This window comes from Litoreibacter roseus, assembly GCF_009811795.1.
Lineage (GTDB): Bacteria > Pseudomonadota > Alphaproteobacteria > Rhodobacterales > Rhodobacteraceae > Litoreibacter > Litoreibacter roseus.
Map to the genome: position 1 here is coordinate 420,660 of NZ_BLJE01000003.1, position 13,970 is coordinate 434,629.

The 13,970-nt window shown below is 58.4% G+C and carries 14 protein-coding genes; 7 read left to right on the forward strand and 7 right to left on the reverse strand.

What is annotated here, in order from left to right; all coding sequences use genetic code 11:
• Positions 1 to 123 precede the first annotated feature (123 nt).
• Positions 124 to 1,155 carry a D-xylose ABC transporter substrate-binding protein gene (xylF, locus tag KIN_RS15965; RefSeq protein WP_159808865.1) on the reverse strand — a complete coding sequence of 344 codons (1,032 nt, stop codon included), beginning with the start codon at positions 1,153 to 1,155 and terminating at the stop codon, positions 124 to 126.
• A 207-nt stretch (positions 1,156 to 1,362) separates the two neighbouring features.
• On the opposite strand from xylF, the gene KIN_RS15970 reads away from it, so the two are divergent.
• Positions 1,363 to 2,631, forward strand: a complete 1,269-nt coding sequence (locus KIN_RS15970; RefSeq protein WP_159808867.1) for an ROK family transcriptional regulator — start codon at positions 1,363 to 1,365, stop codon at positions 2,629 to 2,631.
• Positions 2,628 to 4,115 carry a CRTAC1 family protein gene (locus tag KIN_RS15975; protein ID WP_159808869.1) on the forward strand — a complete coding sequence of 496 codons (1,488 nt, stop codon included), beginning with the start codon at positions 2,628 to 2,630 and terminating at the stop codon, positions 4,113 to 4,115. The genes KIN_RS15970 and KIN_RS15975 overlap by 4 nt, the downstream gene beginning before the upstream one ends.
• On the opposite strand, the gene KIN_RS15980 is transcribed toward KIN_RS15975, so the two are convergent.
• Positions 4,112 to 5,407 carry a cytochrome-c peroxidase gene (locus tag KIN_RS15980; RefSeq protein WP_159808871.1) on the reverse strand — a complete coding sequence of 432 codons (1,296 nt, stop codon included), beginning with the start codon at positions 5,405 to 5,407 and terminating at the stop codon, positions 4,112 to 4,114. The two genes, KIN_RS15975 and KIN_RS15980, sit on opposite strands and share 4 nt — an antisense overlap.
• A 54-nt stretch (positions 5,408 to 5,461) precedes the next feature.
• Positions 5,462 to 6,682, reverse strand: a complete 1,221-nt coding sequence (locus KIN_RS15985; protein ID WP_306439012.1) for an FAD-binding domain-containing protein — start codon at positions 6,680 to 6,682, stop codon at positions 5,462 to 5,464.
• A 153-nt stretch (positions 6,683 to 6,835) separates the two neighbouring features.
• Between KIN_RS15985 and KIN_RS15990 the strand changes: the two genes are divergently transcribed.
• The 5 genes from KIN_RS15990 (at position 6,836) to KIN_RS16010 (ending at position 10,373) form a co-directional block, all read left to right on the forward strand.
• Entirely contained in the window at positions 6,836 to 7,459 is a 624-nt protein-coding gene (locus KIN_RS15990) for an ATP-dependent Clp protease proteolytic subunit (RefSeq protein WP_159808960.1), read from the forward strand.
• A gap of 185 nt (positions 7,460 to 7,644) precedes the next feature.
• The gene (gene clpX / locus KIN_RS15995) at positions 7,645 to 8,907 is read left to right on the forward strand and encodes an ATP-dependent Clp protease ATP-binding subunit ClpX (protein WP_279285276.1); all 1,263 of its coding nucleotides are present in this window, start codon (positions 7,645 to 7,647) and stop codon (positions 8,905 to 8,907) included.
• 78 nt (positions 8,908 to 8,985) lie between these two features.
• Positions 8,986 to 9,369: an NADH:ubiquinone oxidoreductase subunit NDUFA12 gene (locus KIN_RS16000; protein ID WP_159808877.1), complete on the forward strand. Its 384-nt coding sequence runs from the start codon at positions 8,986 to 8,988 to the stop codon at positions 9,367 to 9,369.
• An 18-nt stretch (positions 9,370 to 9,387) separates the two neighbouring features.
• Positions 9,388 to 9,840, forward strand: a complete 453-nt coding sequence (gene mlaD, locus KIN_RS16005) for an outer membrane lipid asymmetry maintenance protein MlaD (RefSeq protein ID WP_159808880.1) — start codon at positions 9,388 to 9,390, stop codon at positions 9,838 to 9,840.
• Positions 9,837 to 10,373 (forward strand): DUF2155 domain-containing protein, encoded by a 537-nt coding sequence (locus KIN_RS16010; protein ID WP_159808882.1) that lies wholly within the window; start codon positions 9,837 to 9,839, stop codon positions 10,371 to 10,373. Before mlaD ends, KIN_RS16010 begins: the two co-directional genes overlap by 4 nt.
• Here KIN_RS16010 and aat read toward each other — a convergent pair.
• The 4 genes from aat to KIN_RS16030 all read right to left on the reverse strand — a co-directional run bounded on the left by aat (position 10,294) and on the right by KIN_RS16030 (position 13,663).
• Positions 10,294 to 10,920, reverse strand: a complete 627-nt coding sequence (gene aat / locus KIN_RS16015) for a leucyl/phenylalanyl-tRNA--protein transferase (protein ID WP_159808884.1) — start codon at positions 10,918 to 10,920, stop codon at positions 10,294 to 10,296. The genes KIN_RS16010 and aat overlap by 80 nt on opposite strands.
• A gap of 60 nt (positions 10,921 to 10,980) precedes the next feature.
• Positions 10,981 to 12,324: an acetyl-CoA carboxylase biotin carboxylase subunit gene (gene accC / locus KIN_RS16020; RefSeq protein WP_159808886.1), complete on the reverse strand. Its 1,344-nt coding sequence runs from the start codon at positions 12,322 to 12,324 to the stop codon at positions 10,981 to 10,983.
• A gap of 4 nt (positions 12,325 to 12,328) precedes the next feature.
• The gene (gene accB, locus KIN_RS16025; RefSeq protein ID WP_159808888.1) at positions 12,329 to 12,829 is read right to left on the reverse strand and encodes an acetyl-CoA carboxylase biotin carboxyl carrier protein; all 501 of its coding nucleotides are present in this window, start codon (positions 12,827 to 12,829) and stop codon (positions 12,329 to 12,331) included.
• 153 nt (positions 12,830 to 12,982) lie between these two features.
• Positions 12,983 to 13,663: a hypothetical protein gene (locus tag KIN_RS16030; protein ID WP_159808890.1), complete on the reverse strand. Its 681-nt coding sequence runs from the start codon at positions 13,661 to 13,663 to the stop codon at positions 12,983 to 12,985.
• Between the last annotated feature and the right edge of the window lie 307 nt (positions 13,664 to 13,970).

Here is a 13,970-nt window from a genome sequence, read left to right on the forward strand (position 1 = left end):
CGTCGGGCTCCGGAATGCGGGGATCACGCGGTCCAATCATAGCGGACCTGCGGGGCGCAGACGGGCTGCGCACGAGAGAGCAAGGTGCGCGCCCCGACCACAGCGGGCCGGGACGCATGTCACTTAGTTACAAGGGGCAGGGCCGCCCGTAACGCCTTGGCACAGTTTGTCCTGATCAATCCAGCCAGCGTCTGTGACGACTGTCAGGTTGTCTTTGGTGACTGGTACCGGGGCAAGGAAGACGGCTGTCATGTCTGTGCCGCCAGGGGATGTCCAGCTTTGCGCATTCTCGATATCAGCCATCGCTGTGCCACCGGACAGGGCAACTGCGATCTCAGCGGCCGCTTTCCCCAGCTCGCGTGCGTCTTTCCACACGGATACGGTCTGCGTACCCTTGGCAACGCGGTTCAGCGCGGCGTGATCGCCGTCCTGTCCGGATACGGGCGTGCCTTCCATGCCTTGCGCAGTCAACGCAGCAACTGCGCCACCAGCGGTCCCGTCATTGGAGGCGACAACGGCATCTACATTGTTGTCTTGCGCGGTCAGGATCTGCTCCATGTTGCGCTGTGCATTCGCTGGCAACCAGCCATCGGTGTAAGCTTCGCCCACGATGGTGATGTCACCTGCATCGATCGCGGCTTGCAGAACCTCTTGCTGACCGCCACGCAGGAAATCGGCGTTGGGGTCAGTTGGCGAGCCTTTGATCATGACGTAGTTGCCGGTCGGCTGTGCTTCGAGGACAGCGCGGGCCTGCATCCGACCGACTTCGACGTTGTCGAATGTCAGGTAGAAGGCGCGGGGGTCTTCGATCAGGCGGTCATAACCTACAACAGGAATACCTTCGTCAGCGGCAGCCGTAACGGCCGGGCCGATGGCTTGTGCGTCCTGAGCCAGAATGATCAGCGCGTCTACGCCTTGGGCGATCAGGCTCTCAACGTCGGACAATTGCTTGGCCGAGGATGACTGTGCATCGGCGGACACATATGTGGCTCCGGCGGCGTCCAGTGCAGCCTTGATGGCGGCTTCGTCTGTCTTCCAGCGCTCTTCTTGGAAATTCGACCAGCTTACGCCGACGGTCGGTGCGTGGCCGTCAGCCATCGCAAAAGTAGTAAAACCCGCGACGGCAATCGCGGCTGCGGTCAATGCTTTACGCATGAGATCCTCCCAGTTTATTGCGGCCCACTTTGGTGTGACCACCGCAAGCGCGACTCGCGGCGAACTCACCATTGCATATTTATTTCAGCTGTCAAAATTAAATTGACGTAGCGTATCGTTTCGGCGACGGTTGAACTGCGCTCTGATGGCGAATTTCGCCGAATTCCGAGGTGGGACCCTTCAAATGGCGGTAAATTAGTTTTGGGAATGAAAGAAAAGCTGCAGCGCAGCATTTCCGCGAGCAATGCACCGGAACCGGCGGGATGTGGTCCCACGTTGCCTGTCCACGCGAACATGAAACCTCTGCGCCAGCAGGTTTTCGAAAGCGTCCGCGCAGCGGGGCAGATTTCACGCATTGATGTCGCCAAGAACCTTGGGGTCAGCCCGGGATCTGTCACGCAGATGACCGCCGAGCTGATCTCGATGGGCTTGGTGGAAGAGGTCGAGACGCCGTCCCAGCACTTGCGCGGAAGGCCGCCCGTTGCCCTCAGTGTAAAGGTCGGTGCGGGCTATGTCGTAGGCCTCAAACTCGGGGATTTTTCACATTCTGCGGTGATCGTCGATTTCGCCGGCATGCAAATTGCCGAGCTCGATTGCCCCAGTGCCGCGCGAAAGATGGAGGCCGATGCCCTGATCGACGAGGCCGAAGCGTTGTGGCGGGCGATCCTCGACAAATCAGCGGTTCTTCCGAAGCAGGTCGCCGCCGTCGGGTTGGGCCTTGCCGGTATGGTGGATCATGACGCAGGCACAGTGCCGTGGTCGCCGCTTTTGCGGGAACGCGGTGTCGATCTGCGTGCGCTTGCCAGTGCGCGGCTTGGTGTGCCGGTTCATATCGACAATGACGCCAACATGTTGACCCTGGCCGAACTTTGGTTCGGGGCAGGGCGTGGAAAAAGCGCATTTGCCGTTGTGACCATCGAATACGGTGTGGGCATGGGGCTGGTGCTTGACAACCGTCTCTACCGGGGCGCGTTGGGCTTGGGGATGGAACTGGGTCACACCAAGGTTCAATTGGATGGCGCGTTGTGTCGGTGCGGAAACCGCGGATGCCTTGAGGCGTATGTCGCCGATTATGCTCTTGTGCGTGAGGCTCGCGTGGCGCTCGACATGCCGCCGGACAAGGCGGGCCATGTGGGCGCGTTGCTCGAAACGCTGTACGATCAGGCCAAAGCGGGCAATGAGCAGGCCCGAACGATCTTTCGCCGGGCGGGGCGCTACCTATCGCTGGGATTGTCAAATGTCGTTCACCTCTTTGATCCCGAACTGATTATCCTGTCGGGCGAGCGTATGCGGTACGACTACCTCTATGCAGAGGACGTTCTGGCCGAGATGAAAAGCCTCACGCTCGACAACGGGCGTGTGGCCCCGCAGATTGATATCCATGTCTGGGGCGGGTACGTCTGGGCGCGGGGCGGGGCAGCGCTTGCGCTGTCCGCTGTGACGGACACGATGTTCGGGGAGGCGGCGGAGGCATGATATGCTTGACGCTGCTTCTGTGGTGCAGTCCGGCCTTCGCTGATCCGGCCTTCATCCCCAGTCCACTGCCCGCAGATCACGTCTACGCTGGTGGGTGGGAGCATTTCGTGGGCGGTGGCGTTGCCATTCTTGACTGCGATCAGAACGGGTTTCCCGATTTCGTTGTGGCGGGGGGCGAAAACCCCATGCGTTTGTTTCGCAACAGGACGACTTCCGCCGGGGCCGATCTGGCGGTCGAGATCGGCGACTTTCCCAAGCTGACAGGTGTGACCGGGTCCTATCCGCTCGATATCGATAATGATGGTTGGCAGGATCTCGTCGTTCTGCGCGTCGGCGCGAATGTTTTGCTGAAGGGCGGACCGGGGTGCAGGTTCGAAGACCGCACCCAGCAATGGGGCTTTGAGGGCGGTGACGCATGGTCTACGGCATTCTCCGCCACGTGGGAGGCGGGTAGGGACCGCCCGACCTTGGCCATTGGCAACTACGTTAACCGCAGTGACCCGGACGGTCCATTCGAAGCCTGTGACGAGAACGAACTACATCGCCCGGTGGAAGGTGCCTTTGAAAAGCAGGTTCTGGCGCCGGGGTTCTGTGCGTTGTCGATGCTATTTTCTGACTGGGACCGCAGCGGGGTCGCGGATCTCAGGATCTCCAACGACCGGCATTACTACGTACGCGGCGGGTCTGAACAGATGTGGGCGATGCCCAATCTGACCCTGAGAAATGGCGCAGGATGGGAGCCCATCAGTATCTGGGGTATGGGGATTGCCAGTCAGGATCTAACGGGCGATGGGCGCCCCGAGGTGATGCTGACCTCCATGGGGGATCAGTTGCTGCAATTTGCAACACCTGAGGGCTACCAGACAGCCCCGTTTGAGATCGGCACTTTCGCGCAGCGTCCCTACATTGGCGACGATGGCAGGCCGTCCACGGGCTGGCACGCGGAATTTGGCGATGTGAACAATGACGGTCTGGTGGATCTCTTCATCGCGAAAGGCAATGTGGATCAGATGCCGGGCAATGCCATGGCCGATCCCAACAACCTGTTGATGCAGGACACATCGGGAAGGTTTTTCGAACGGGGTGGCGTGGCCGGGATTGCAAGCGTGGCCCGCAGTCGTGGTGCAGGATTGACCGATTTCAATTTGGATGGACGGCTTGATCTGGTGGTTGTGAACCGACGTGCCCCGCTGGAGTTGTATCAGAACGTGACACCTGACACGGGGAATTGGATTGCGGTTCTGCCTCAACAGTCAGGTCCCAATCGGCATGCAATCGGTGCGTGGGTCGAAGTTCGCGCGGGGCGGAAAAGCTGGACGAAAGAAATCACTGCAGGCGGTGGCCATGTCAGCGGGGCATCCGGTCCGATCCACTTTGGTCTTGGGAATGCCGAATCCGCCGAGTTCCGCATTCTCTGGCCGGATGGCGCCGCGTCGCCGTGGCAGAAAACGGATGCGAACCAGGCGATACAGGTGGCGCGCTAACGATCAATAGGAAGGCCGCTCGGCACCCGGTCGGGCAGGCCAAGGCGCCCGCCGAGGGCGGTTTTGTCCTCAAGCGTGGTGAGAAACGCGATCAGGTCGGCGATGGCTGCGTCCGACAACTCGGCATCAAAGGCAACACGCCGTTCTGCGATATCCCGAAGCGCTGTCGGATCATCTAGAATGCGCCAGTCCGACACCGCCAACTCTGGTAGTATTGCGTTCTCACGGTCGTAGGGCTGGCTTGAGGTATGGGCGCGCAGGAACACTGAAAGGTCGCTGTAGGATCCCGTATGACCGTAGGGTGCCGTTCTTGTCACATTGCGTAAGGACGGCGTGCGAAACGCGTATTTATCAATATCTTGCCCGGTTACCCTCATGCGCCCCACATCGTTTGCATGGTCTTCGAAGCGCGCTGCCTTGCCGGGGCCGAATTGCGGTTCGCCCATGACGTGAAAGTCGTGGTCCGTATGAAACACTCCACTGTGGCAGGTAGCGCATTTGGCCTCGCCGTAAAAGAGCTCTGCGCCGCGGATCGCTGCTCCGTCAAGGGTCGCTTCGCCCCGCAGAACCTGATCGAACAGGCTGTCATCGGACCGCCATTCATAGGACACAAAGGCAGCGATTGCGTTGGAAATGTCGGTGAACGCGATCGGTGCCCCCGCCGCGATATGTGGATAGACCGCCTCAAAAGCGCTGACATAGTCCGGCAGGTCCGAGACGCGGCGCGACAGCACATCCCATGCCCCACCGGGGCCGGTGATCCGCCCGGTTCTGACCGCTTTCGATACATCATTTTCGCTGTAGTGCCCCGCCATCTCGTCGGGACTGAGGACCGGAAACATAGTTTGGGCTGACAGGATCGACGCGAAGCCTTCGGTCATGTCATCCCCCAAGGGCGTGCGGAGCGTGCCGTCTTGGTCCTCGATCCGCCCGTCATGGAAGAGCACCGTAAATTCTTGAGCACCAAGATTGAATAACGCTTGCGCATGGCGGGGGATGCGCTGTTCGGGCATATTCTCAGGGTCCGCCCGGCGGTCAGGGCCAAGGCCGATGCCGCCTTCACCAAGGGACAGCGACACCCCGTCACCCGTGGAAAACTTTGGATGGTGGCACGTTCCGCACGAGATGTTGCGGTTGCCCGACAGGATGGGATCGTAGAACAGCAACTGCCCCAATCTGGCCTCGTCCAGGCGCACAGGCGCGTAGTCCGCATCAGTCACGGGGGCGGGTAGATCGATCGCATGCGCTATGCTTGCAGACGTGATGGCCAAGGCTGTCAAAACGTATTTCATGGGCGCAGAGTAGCGCCAGTCCGCTAAGACGCAAGACCCGCAGATTGCGTAAGGCTATGTTTCTACCGAATTGATATCCCTCAGAAATTTTGGAATTTTGTCCTTAAACTTGAAAAAGCCTGCGGTTGCATTTGGCCATGCGCGCCGATCATAGGAACGTTGGGGGCGTTTCAGTGCAATCCCGACATCCTTCAGTTTGGATTCTAGCACATCCAGCGCCTCTGCCGCAGGGCCAACGGGCGCATAAGGCGTGACGAGATGCGTCAGATCATGTTCAACAGCCCAGTCAACAATTCCCGCGGTGTCTTCTGGCGTGAAGGGTGTCTCGCGAATATCAGCCAGACGATCCTGCAGGCGCTCAAGTGTCGACGTGATGGCACCCTCCGTGAAGGACAGCACGGGGTCGGCAACGGCAAGTTGAGATCGCGCGCTGGCACATGTCATCGCGGCCATCACCAAGGGGGAGAAGCCATCGTCGAAAAGAAATTCCGGCGCAAGATCATCCTCGGTCAAAAGCAATCCGGACCGGGCGTTTTTGTCCCAATCGTCTCCACCCGGCAGATCGGTCCGATCCGGGTTGGGCATGCCGTCTACTGGGGGCGCATGGGCTGCAAGATCGGAGGGATCCGGTCGGAACCGACCTTCCGTGAATTTCGCGATATTCGAGTGCCGGGCGAGATAGGTCTTGCCGGGTGTCTGCAGGCCCGCCACCCACCGCCAGCCCAGGGTGTTTGAGGCAGGGTCGCCGTCCAAGAGGTGACGGAGGAAAAAATCGGCCCCGAGCTCCCACGGGAGCCGCAGGGTGAAAATCCAGATAGACGCAAACCACATACGCGCGTGATTGTGAATATACCCTTTAGATACAAGCTCTTGCGCCCAATGGTTGAAGCACTCTATTTCTGTTTCCCCACGGCAGGCGGCCTCGAACTCCGACCGCAATCCGGACTCGGTCTGGACCCTGTTCCAAGCCTGATTGACACCCGCACGGTAGGTCGTCCACACACTGGGGCGCATCTCCAGCCAGCCCTTCCAATAGGTCCGCCAATAGACCTCCTGAATGAATTTTTGAGCTGCATCCGGCGTATGTTCAGACAGCACATGGCCGAGCACCTCGTCTTCGGTGATCAACCGATGGCGCAGATATGGCGACAACATCGAGACATGCGGGTGGCCGGGAATATCTGCGTTGCGGTTCGCTGCATAGGCGCGTCCTGCCTTGGGCGCAAAATCATTCAGCCGAGACAGGCCAGCGGCGCGGGTGGGATCAAACAGCATCAAGGTCATCCTTATCGGGGGGTTGACGGTATGGCCCCGACGCCCAACTTCAAGGGCTGACCCGGGATGCGCTTGCACCCGTTTTTTTCCAACACTAACCTGATGTTCACATTTCAGCGCTACGCACCGCTACAATCCGAAAAGGCAGGCTACATGAACGACCCCGTCGAAACTTATATGAACCTTGTGCCGATGGTGGTCGAACAGACCAGCCGCGGCGAACGCGCCTACGACATTTTCTCCCGCCTCTTGAAAGAGCGGATCATTTTCATCAACGGCCCGATCCACGACGGCATGTCTCACCTGATTGTGGCACAGCTTTTGCACCTTGAGGCGGAAAACCCGTCGAAAGAGATCAGCATTTACATCAACTCACCCGGCGGCGTGGTGACGAGCGGTCTGTCGATTTACGACACCATGCAGTACATCAAGCCCAAGGTATCGACGCTTTGCATTGGGCAGGCGGCGTCGATGGGGTCAGTTCTTCTGGCTGGTGGTGAGCCTGGTATGCGCTTCTCACTGCCCAACAGCCGCATCATGGTCCACCAGCCCTCCGGTGGATATCAGGGGCAAGCCTCCGATATCATGATCCATGCGGCTGAGACGCAAAAGCTGAAAGACAGGCTCTACGACATCTACGTCAAACACACAGGGCAGACCAAAAAGTCGGTCGAGAAGGCCTTGGATCGTGACAACTTCATGTCTCCGGAAGAGGCAAAGGAATGGGGTCACATTGACGAGATCGTGGAAAGCCGCCCAAAGGGTGATGATGCTTAATATTTAGGCATTCTAAGGCTTTGTGTGGCAGGTGGCTGACTTAGCGACCCCCTGCCACATAAGACTATTTTGGCGTTGTGCCTCTTGCGGGGCTGGCCTAACCTACACGGAAAGTGCGGCAGAAGTCGCGGGGCGGTAGCTGATGACAGGAAGCCACCGCTGAAGGATTTGAAAAAGGGCGTGTGATGGCAAGCAATTCCGGCGACAGTAAAAATACCTTGTATTGCTCGTTCTGCGGCAAGTCTCAGCATGAAGTGCGGAAGCTTATTGCTGGCCCGACCGTTTTCATCTGTGACGAATGCGTCGAGCTTTGCATGGACATCATTCGCGAGGAAACCAAGACGGCTGGCCTGAAAGCTGCCGACGGTGTTCCGACCCCGCAGGAGATTTGCGAGGTCCTGGACGATTACGTGATCGGGCAGGCCCATGCCAAGCGGGTGCTGTCCGTTGCCGTGCACAACCACTATAAGCGGCTCAACCACGCGTCCAAGTCCGGTGATATTGAGCTGGCGAAATCCAATATCATGCTGATCGGTCCGACCGGCTGTGGTAAAACGCTTCTGGCTCAGACGCTCGCACGCATTCTGGATGTGCCATTTACGATGGCTGATGCCACGACGCTGACTGAAGCGGGTTATGTGGGCGAGGATGTCGAGAATATCATTCTCAAGCTGCTTCAGGCATCCGAGTACAACGTTGAGCGCGCGCAGCGCGGCATCGTGTACATCGACGAGGTCGACAAGATCACACGCAAGTCCGACAATCCGTCCATCACGCGGGACGTATCGGGTGAGGGCGTTCAGCAGGCACTGCTGAAAATTATGGAAGGTACGGTGGCCTCCGTTCCCCCGCAAGGTGGTCGCAAACATCCGCAGCAGGAATTCCTGCAGGTGGACACGACAAATATTCTCTTCATCTGCGGCGGTGCATTCGCCGGTCTGGACAAGATCATTGCGCAACGTGGCAAGGGGTCCGCGATGGGCTTTGGCGCCGATGTACGCGACGAAAATGACAAGGGTGTCGGTGATCTCTTCAAGGAACTTGAGCCGGAAGATCTGTTGAAATTCGGTCTTATCCCGGAATTTGTCGGTCGTTTGCCGGTGATTGCGACGCTTGAGGATCTGGACGAGGACGCGCTGGTGACGATCCTCACCAAGCCGAAGAACGCGTTGGTCAAGCAATATCAGCGGCTGTTTGAACTAGAAGACGCCAAGCTGACATTCACCGACGACGCACTCGCGGCCATTGCGAAACGGGCGATCGAGCGGAAAACAGGTGCACGTGGACTTCGGTCTATCCTTGAAGACATTTTGTTGGATACGATGTTCGATCTTCCAGCACTTGAAAATGTCGACGAAGTTGTTGTGAACGTGGAAGCTGTGAGCCGTGAGGCAAAGCCGCTTATGATCTACGCCGAAGCAAAGGGCGCAGGCGCGTCGGCCAGCTAACGCCTGCCGAGCCTCCTTGCGACTGGACCTTGTGCAGTCGCTGAGGCATAGAGCACAAAACAACACCGGGGGACACCGATGGGCATCCTGAATTCCTTGCTGCGCGCCGTCACATGGTGGAACGGCCAGACGCTGAACACGCAGTTGTTTACGTGGCGCAGGGGTGTGAAGGTTGGCGAAGATGACGCTGGCAACATATTCTACACCAACAAGGATGAGACTCGCCGTTGGGTGATTTATAATGGCGAGGCTGAAGCGTCCCGCGTGAGCCCGGATTGGCATGGATGGTTGCATCACACATGGGACGAGCCGCCTACGAAAAAACCGTTGCCCCGGAAAACCTGGGAAAAACCGCACCAAGAAAATCTGACAGGCACACCGCAGGCTTATGCGCCCGCAGGCTCCATCCGCCGCGCCGACCCTGAGCCACGGGCGGATTACGAAGCCTGGTCCCCCGAATAACCGATCTGAGAGATCACCATGCGCGAAAATGTAACCGAAATTCTGACTGGCACAGGCGTTCTGGCCATTGCTGTGGCATTCGCTGTTTACGCAATGGGGTTTGCAAACCTCAGCACGGGCGGGGGCAGTTACCCATTGACCGCCAGTTTTAGGTCCATCGAAGGCGTGAGCGTTGGCACCGATGTTCGGATGGCGGGCGTTAAGGTCGGCAGCGTGACCAATCTTGAACTCGACCCGGCAACGTTCCGCGCGGTTGCTGAATTCTCAATGCAGGATGACATCGAAATCCCAGACGACAGTGCAATTGCGATCAGTTCCGAAGGCCTGTTGGGTGGCAATTTCGTCGAGGTGATCCCCGGCGGCTCACCTTTCAACCTCGAAGCCGGTGGAGAGATCGAGGACACGCAAAGCTCGGTCAGCCTGATCACGTTGCTTCTGAGATTTGTCACAGGATCGGATGACGGGGAATGATCCGCGCTGCCTTTACTGCAGCGCTTCTTCTCACTCAAAGCGCTGCCGGGCAGGTCATCGAGGGTGACACCTCGCCCGAGACCATTCAGGGCGACAATTCGACGTTTCGTATTGGACCGGCACGCGGTGTGAACAACCCGCGTCTTGGTCGTTCGGTCAGTCGGGAGGTTCAGGAGTCCGTGTCTTCTGCACCCGTCGCGCTGTTACGCGGGCTCGATAAAATGTCCGGCGAAAGCAGCGATCTGCAATTGGTCTCACAGGAACCGCAACGGTTTGGAACTCTGACGCTTGAGATGGGCGAATGCCGCTATCCTATCGGCAATCCAAACGGTGACGCTTATGTTCAGATGCGTATCTACGCCCGTGACGTTCAGGAACCGGTGTTCGATGGATGGATGGTTGCGTCGAGCCCGGCGTTGATGGCGCTGGATCACCCTCGCTATGACGTCTGGGCTATTCGTTGCAAACTTGATGAGCAGACACCGCTTGTGGCTGACGAAGAAAGTTCCCGTCGGCCTGTAATGCGGCCTTGAGCTTTTTGCGGTATGCGTCCCGGCTGACCTCTATGCCCCCCAAAGACGCAAGATGGCTTGTCAGAAATTGCATGTCGAACAGCTGAAAACCACCAAACCGCAGGCGAGACACCAAGTAAGCAAGCGCGATTTTTGACGCATCGCGACGTCTTGAAAACATGCTTTCGCCGAAAAACGCGGCTCTGAGACAAACACCATACACCCCACCCACCAGATCTTCCTTGTCCCAAACCTCTATGCAATGGGCATGGCCCGCGCGGAACAAATCCATGTAGATCGCGAAGATGGTGTCATTGATCCATGTTTCCGAGCGATCAGCGCACCCCTCCACCACACCAACGAAGTTCGTGTCGATCTTGATCTGGTAGGGCTCGCGTTGCAGCGTCTTACGCAAGGACCGCGAGATATGAAAACCATCCAGCGGGAGAATGCCGCGCTGCTCAGGCTCCAGCCAATAGATATCGTCGTCATCGCGGCTTTCGGCCATGGGGAAAATGCCCCGGGCATAGGCATTAAGGACAAGCGATGGGGTCAGGTCATACGACATAAAAGAGATTTGGGCAGCGCGCCTGAAAAATTGGATCAAGACATCAAAGACGAAGCGTATCTAGTTCTGCGCGTCCAGCCAATGCTCCAGCCAATGAATGTTGTAATCGCCCGTCTGAACAGCCTTTTCAGCAAGCAGTGCCGCAAAAAGGGGTGTCGTCGTGTCGATGCCGTCTACGATCAACTCCCCCAGGGCACGGTCAAGGCGAGCGAGGGCAGCCGGACGATCCGGGCCGTGCACGATCAGCTTCGCGATCAAACTGTCGTAATAGGGGGGGATGCTGTAGCCATCATACAGCGCGGAATCCATTCGGACACCCAGCCCGCCGGGCGCGTGGTACTGCGTGATTTTGCCGGGGCAGGGTCGAAAGTCTGGCAGCTTCTCCGCATTGATCCGGACTTCGATGGCGTGGCCGTTGACCTGCAAATCCTCCTGCCGAAACGACATTTCGTAGCCCGCAGCCACCCGGATTTGCTCACGGACCAGATCGACCCCGAACACGGCTTCCGTCACCGGATGTTCCACTTGAAGACGGGTGTTCATCTCGATGAAGTAGAACTCCCCGTTTTCATAGAGAAATTCAATCGTGCCCGCACCCGCGTAATTGATGGAGGCCACTGCATCGGAACAGACCTTGCCGATCTGCGCGCGGGTTTCGGCGTCAATGGTGGGGCCGGGGGCCTCTTCAAACACTTTCTGGTGGCGGCGCTGCAAGGAACAGTCCCGCTCTCCCAAATGAACGGCATTGCCTTTGCCGTCACCAAAGACCTGAATCTCGATATGGCGCGGCGTGCCGAGATATTTTTCGATATAGACTTCGTCATTCCCGAAGACGGATTTTCCTTCGGATCGCGCTGTGCGGAAGGCGTCTGCCATCTCGTCCCGGGATTTGGCCAGCTTCATACCGCGTCCGCCGCCGCCTGCCGTGGCCTTGATGATCACTGGATAGCCGATGGCGTCACCCACCTCGTAGGCCGCGTCAAGATCGGGCACCCCCCCGTCAGAGCCGGGCACGCACGGGACGTCCAGCTTCTTCATGGTTTCCTTGGCAGTGATCTTGTCGCCCATGACGCGAATATGCTCGGCGGTCGGGCCGATGAATTTCAGATCATGATCCTCGACGATCTGAACAAAATTGGCGTTTTCCGACAGAAAGCCATAGCCCGGGTGGATTGCCTCCGCGCCCGTGATTTCACAGGCAGAGATGATCGCGGGCATCGACAGATAGCTGTCAGTTCCGGGCGGTGGTCCAATGCAGACCGCTTCATCCGCCATGCGCACATGCATCGCATCGGCATCCGCTGTGGAGTGTACGGCAACGCTTGCAATGCCCATTTCCCGCGCAGCACGGATCACCCGCAGCGCGATTTCCCCCCGGTTGGCAACGAGTATCTTTTTAAACATGGGCTTATTCGATGATCATCAAAGGTGCGCCGAATTCGACCGGTGAGCCGTCTTCGACAAGGATGCGCTTCACGGTGCCGCCATGGGGGGCGGGGATGTGGTTCATCGTTTTCATCGCTTCGATGATCATGATCGTCTGACCTTCGGAAACCTTGTCGCCTACGGTCGCAAAGGACGGCGCGCCGGGTTCCGCCTGCAGATAGCAGGTACCAACCATCGGCGACGTCACTGCGCCCGGCAGTTGCGATGGATCGCTTGGCGCTTCGGCAGGGGTGGACGGCGCCGGCGCCACAGGTGACGCAGCAGGTGCGGGCTGAGGTGCCGCCGCTTGTGGTGCTGGCGCGCTTGAAACCATCAGCGCTGTTTGGCGTGACACGCGGACAGTCAGGCTGTCGTCCTCTGCGTAGTCACGTTTAACTTCCAGTTCCGTCAGATCGTTGTCGCGCAGCAGCTCGGCCAATGCCTGCACGAAAGCAACATCACCCGCATGGGAGTTCTTTGCCATTAGTGAAGTCCTCACCCCGTTTGTCGACTTAAGTCGGAGATTTTTCTTTGGCCGCTTATAGGTCAAGGGAGAGGGGGTGAAAAGCGGGGAATTGCGTGCGGAGGCTGCAACGTGCAGCCCCGCATGGGACATCTCCGCTTTTCTAGTGCGCCATCAGAACGGGCTTCCCGGTGGGATCTCGTCCGGAATGCGGTCACGTACTGGAACCACGATGTCCAGATCATCGCCCAAAGCCTCTTTCGGCTGCAATGCGGTGATCCCGTCCAACACCTGATTGAGCGCTTGGCTTTCGCGGTAGTTTTCAGCCTGCGCGCGGGCCTGGGACAGTTCACTGTCCGCTTCGCTCTGGATGCTGGCTTTCAGATCTTCCAGGGCGACATCCGCTTTGAATGCCGCGACACGGCGATCGGTTTCGGTCAGATTTGCCTCGACCCGGCTTTGTGCGGTTGCATTGGACAGATTGTCGACAGAGGGCGATGTTGTGGTGTTGGACCCTGCTGTTGTGCCGGTATCACCCGATGTCTGGCCTGACGTACCACCGGATGTTTCGGTGGTGCCGGCACCTGTCGTTGATCCTGTACCGCCGGTCGAACCTGTTTCGGACGTGTTGTCACCACTGCCTGTGGTGTTGCCGCCCGTCCCATTTCCGTTGCCGGCGCCATTGGCATTTCCGTTGCCGTTGTTGCCAGCACCGTCAGAGCCACCAGTTTCGGGTGTTCCACCGGTATTACCGGTGCCTTGATCGGTCCCGCCGGTCGTACCTGACCCGCCGGACGTATCTGGGGGCGGTTGGGTCGTTCCACCGCCACCAAGTATTCCACCTATTAAAGACATCCCAGACTCCTTCTTTCAATTTAGGAGCCCCCACCTGCGTTGATCAGTGCGCTAAAGGCCTTAACGCTGGCTTAAAGCATACGCCCCTGTTCCAGCGGTTTTGTCTCAAATTGAAGGAAGTTTGGTGTGCGCGGGCAGGTGGACATCTCGCGCCCACCCGCCCCGCGGCGGGCGCTCAGGCCCTATTCATTCTGTTATTGATGAGGTCGTCGACGACGTCTGGGTCAGCGAGCGTTGATGTGTCTCCGAGTGCTTTGTAGTCGTTTTCGGCGACTTTGCGCAGGATGCGGCGCATGATTTTGCCGGA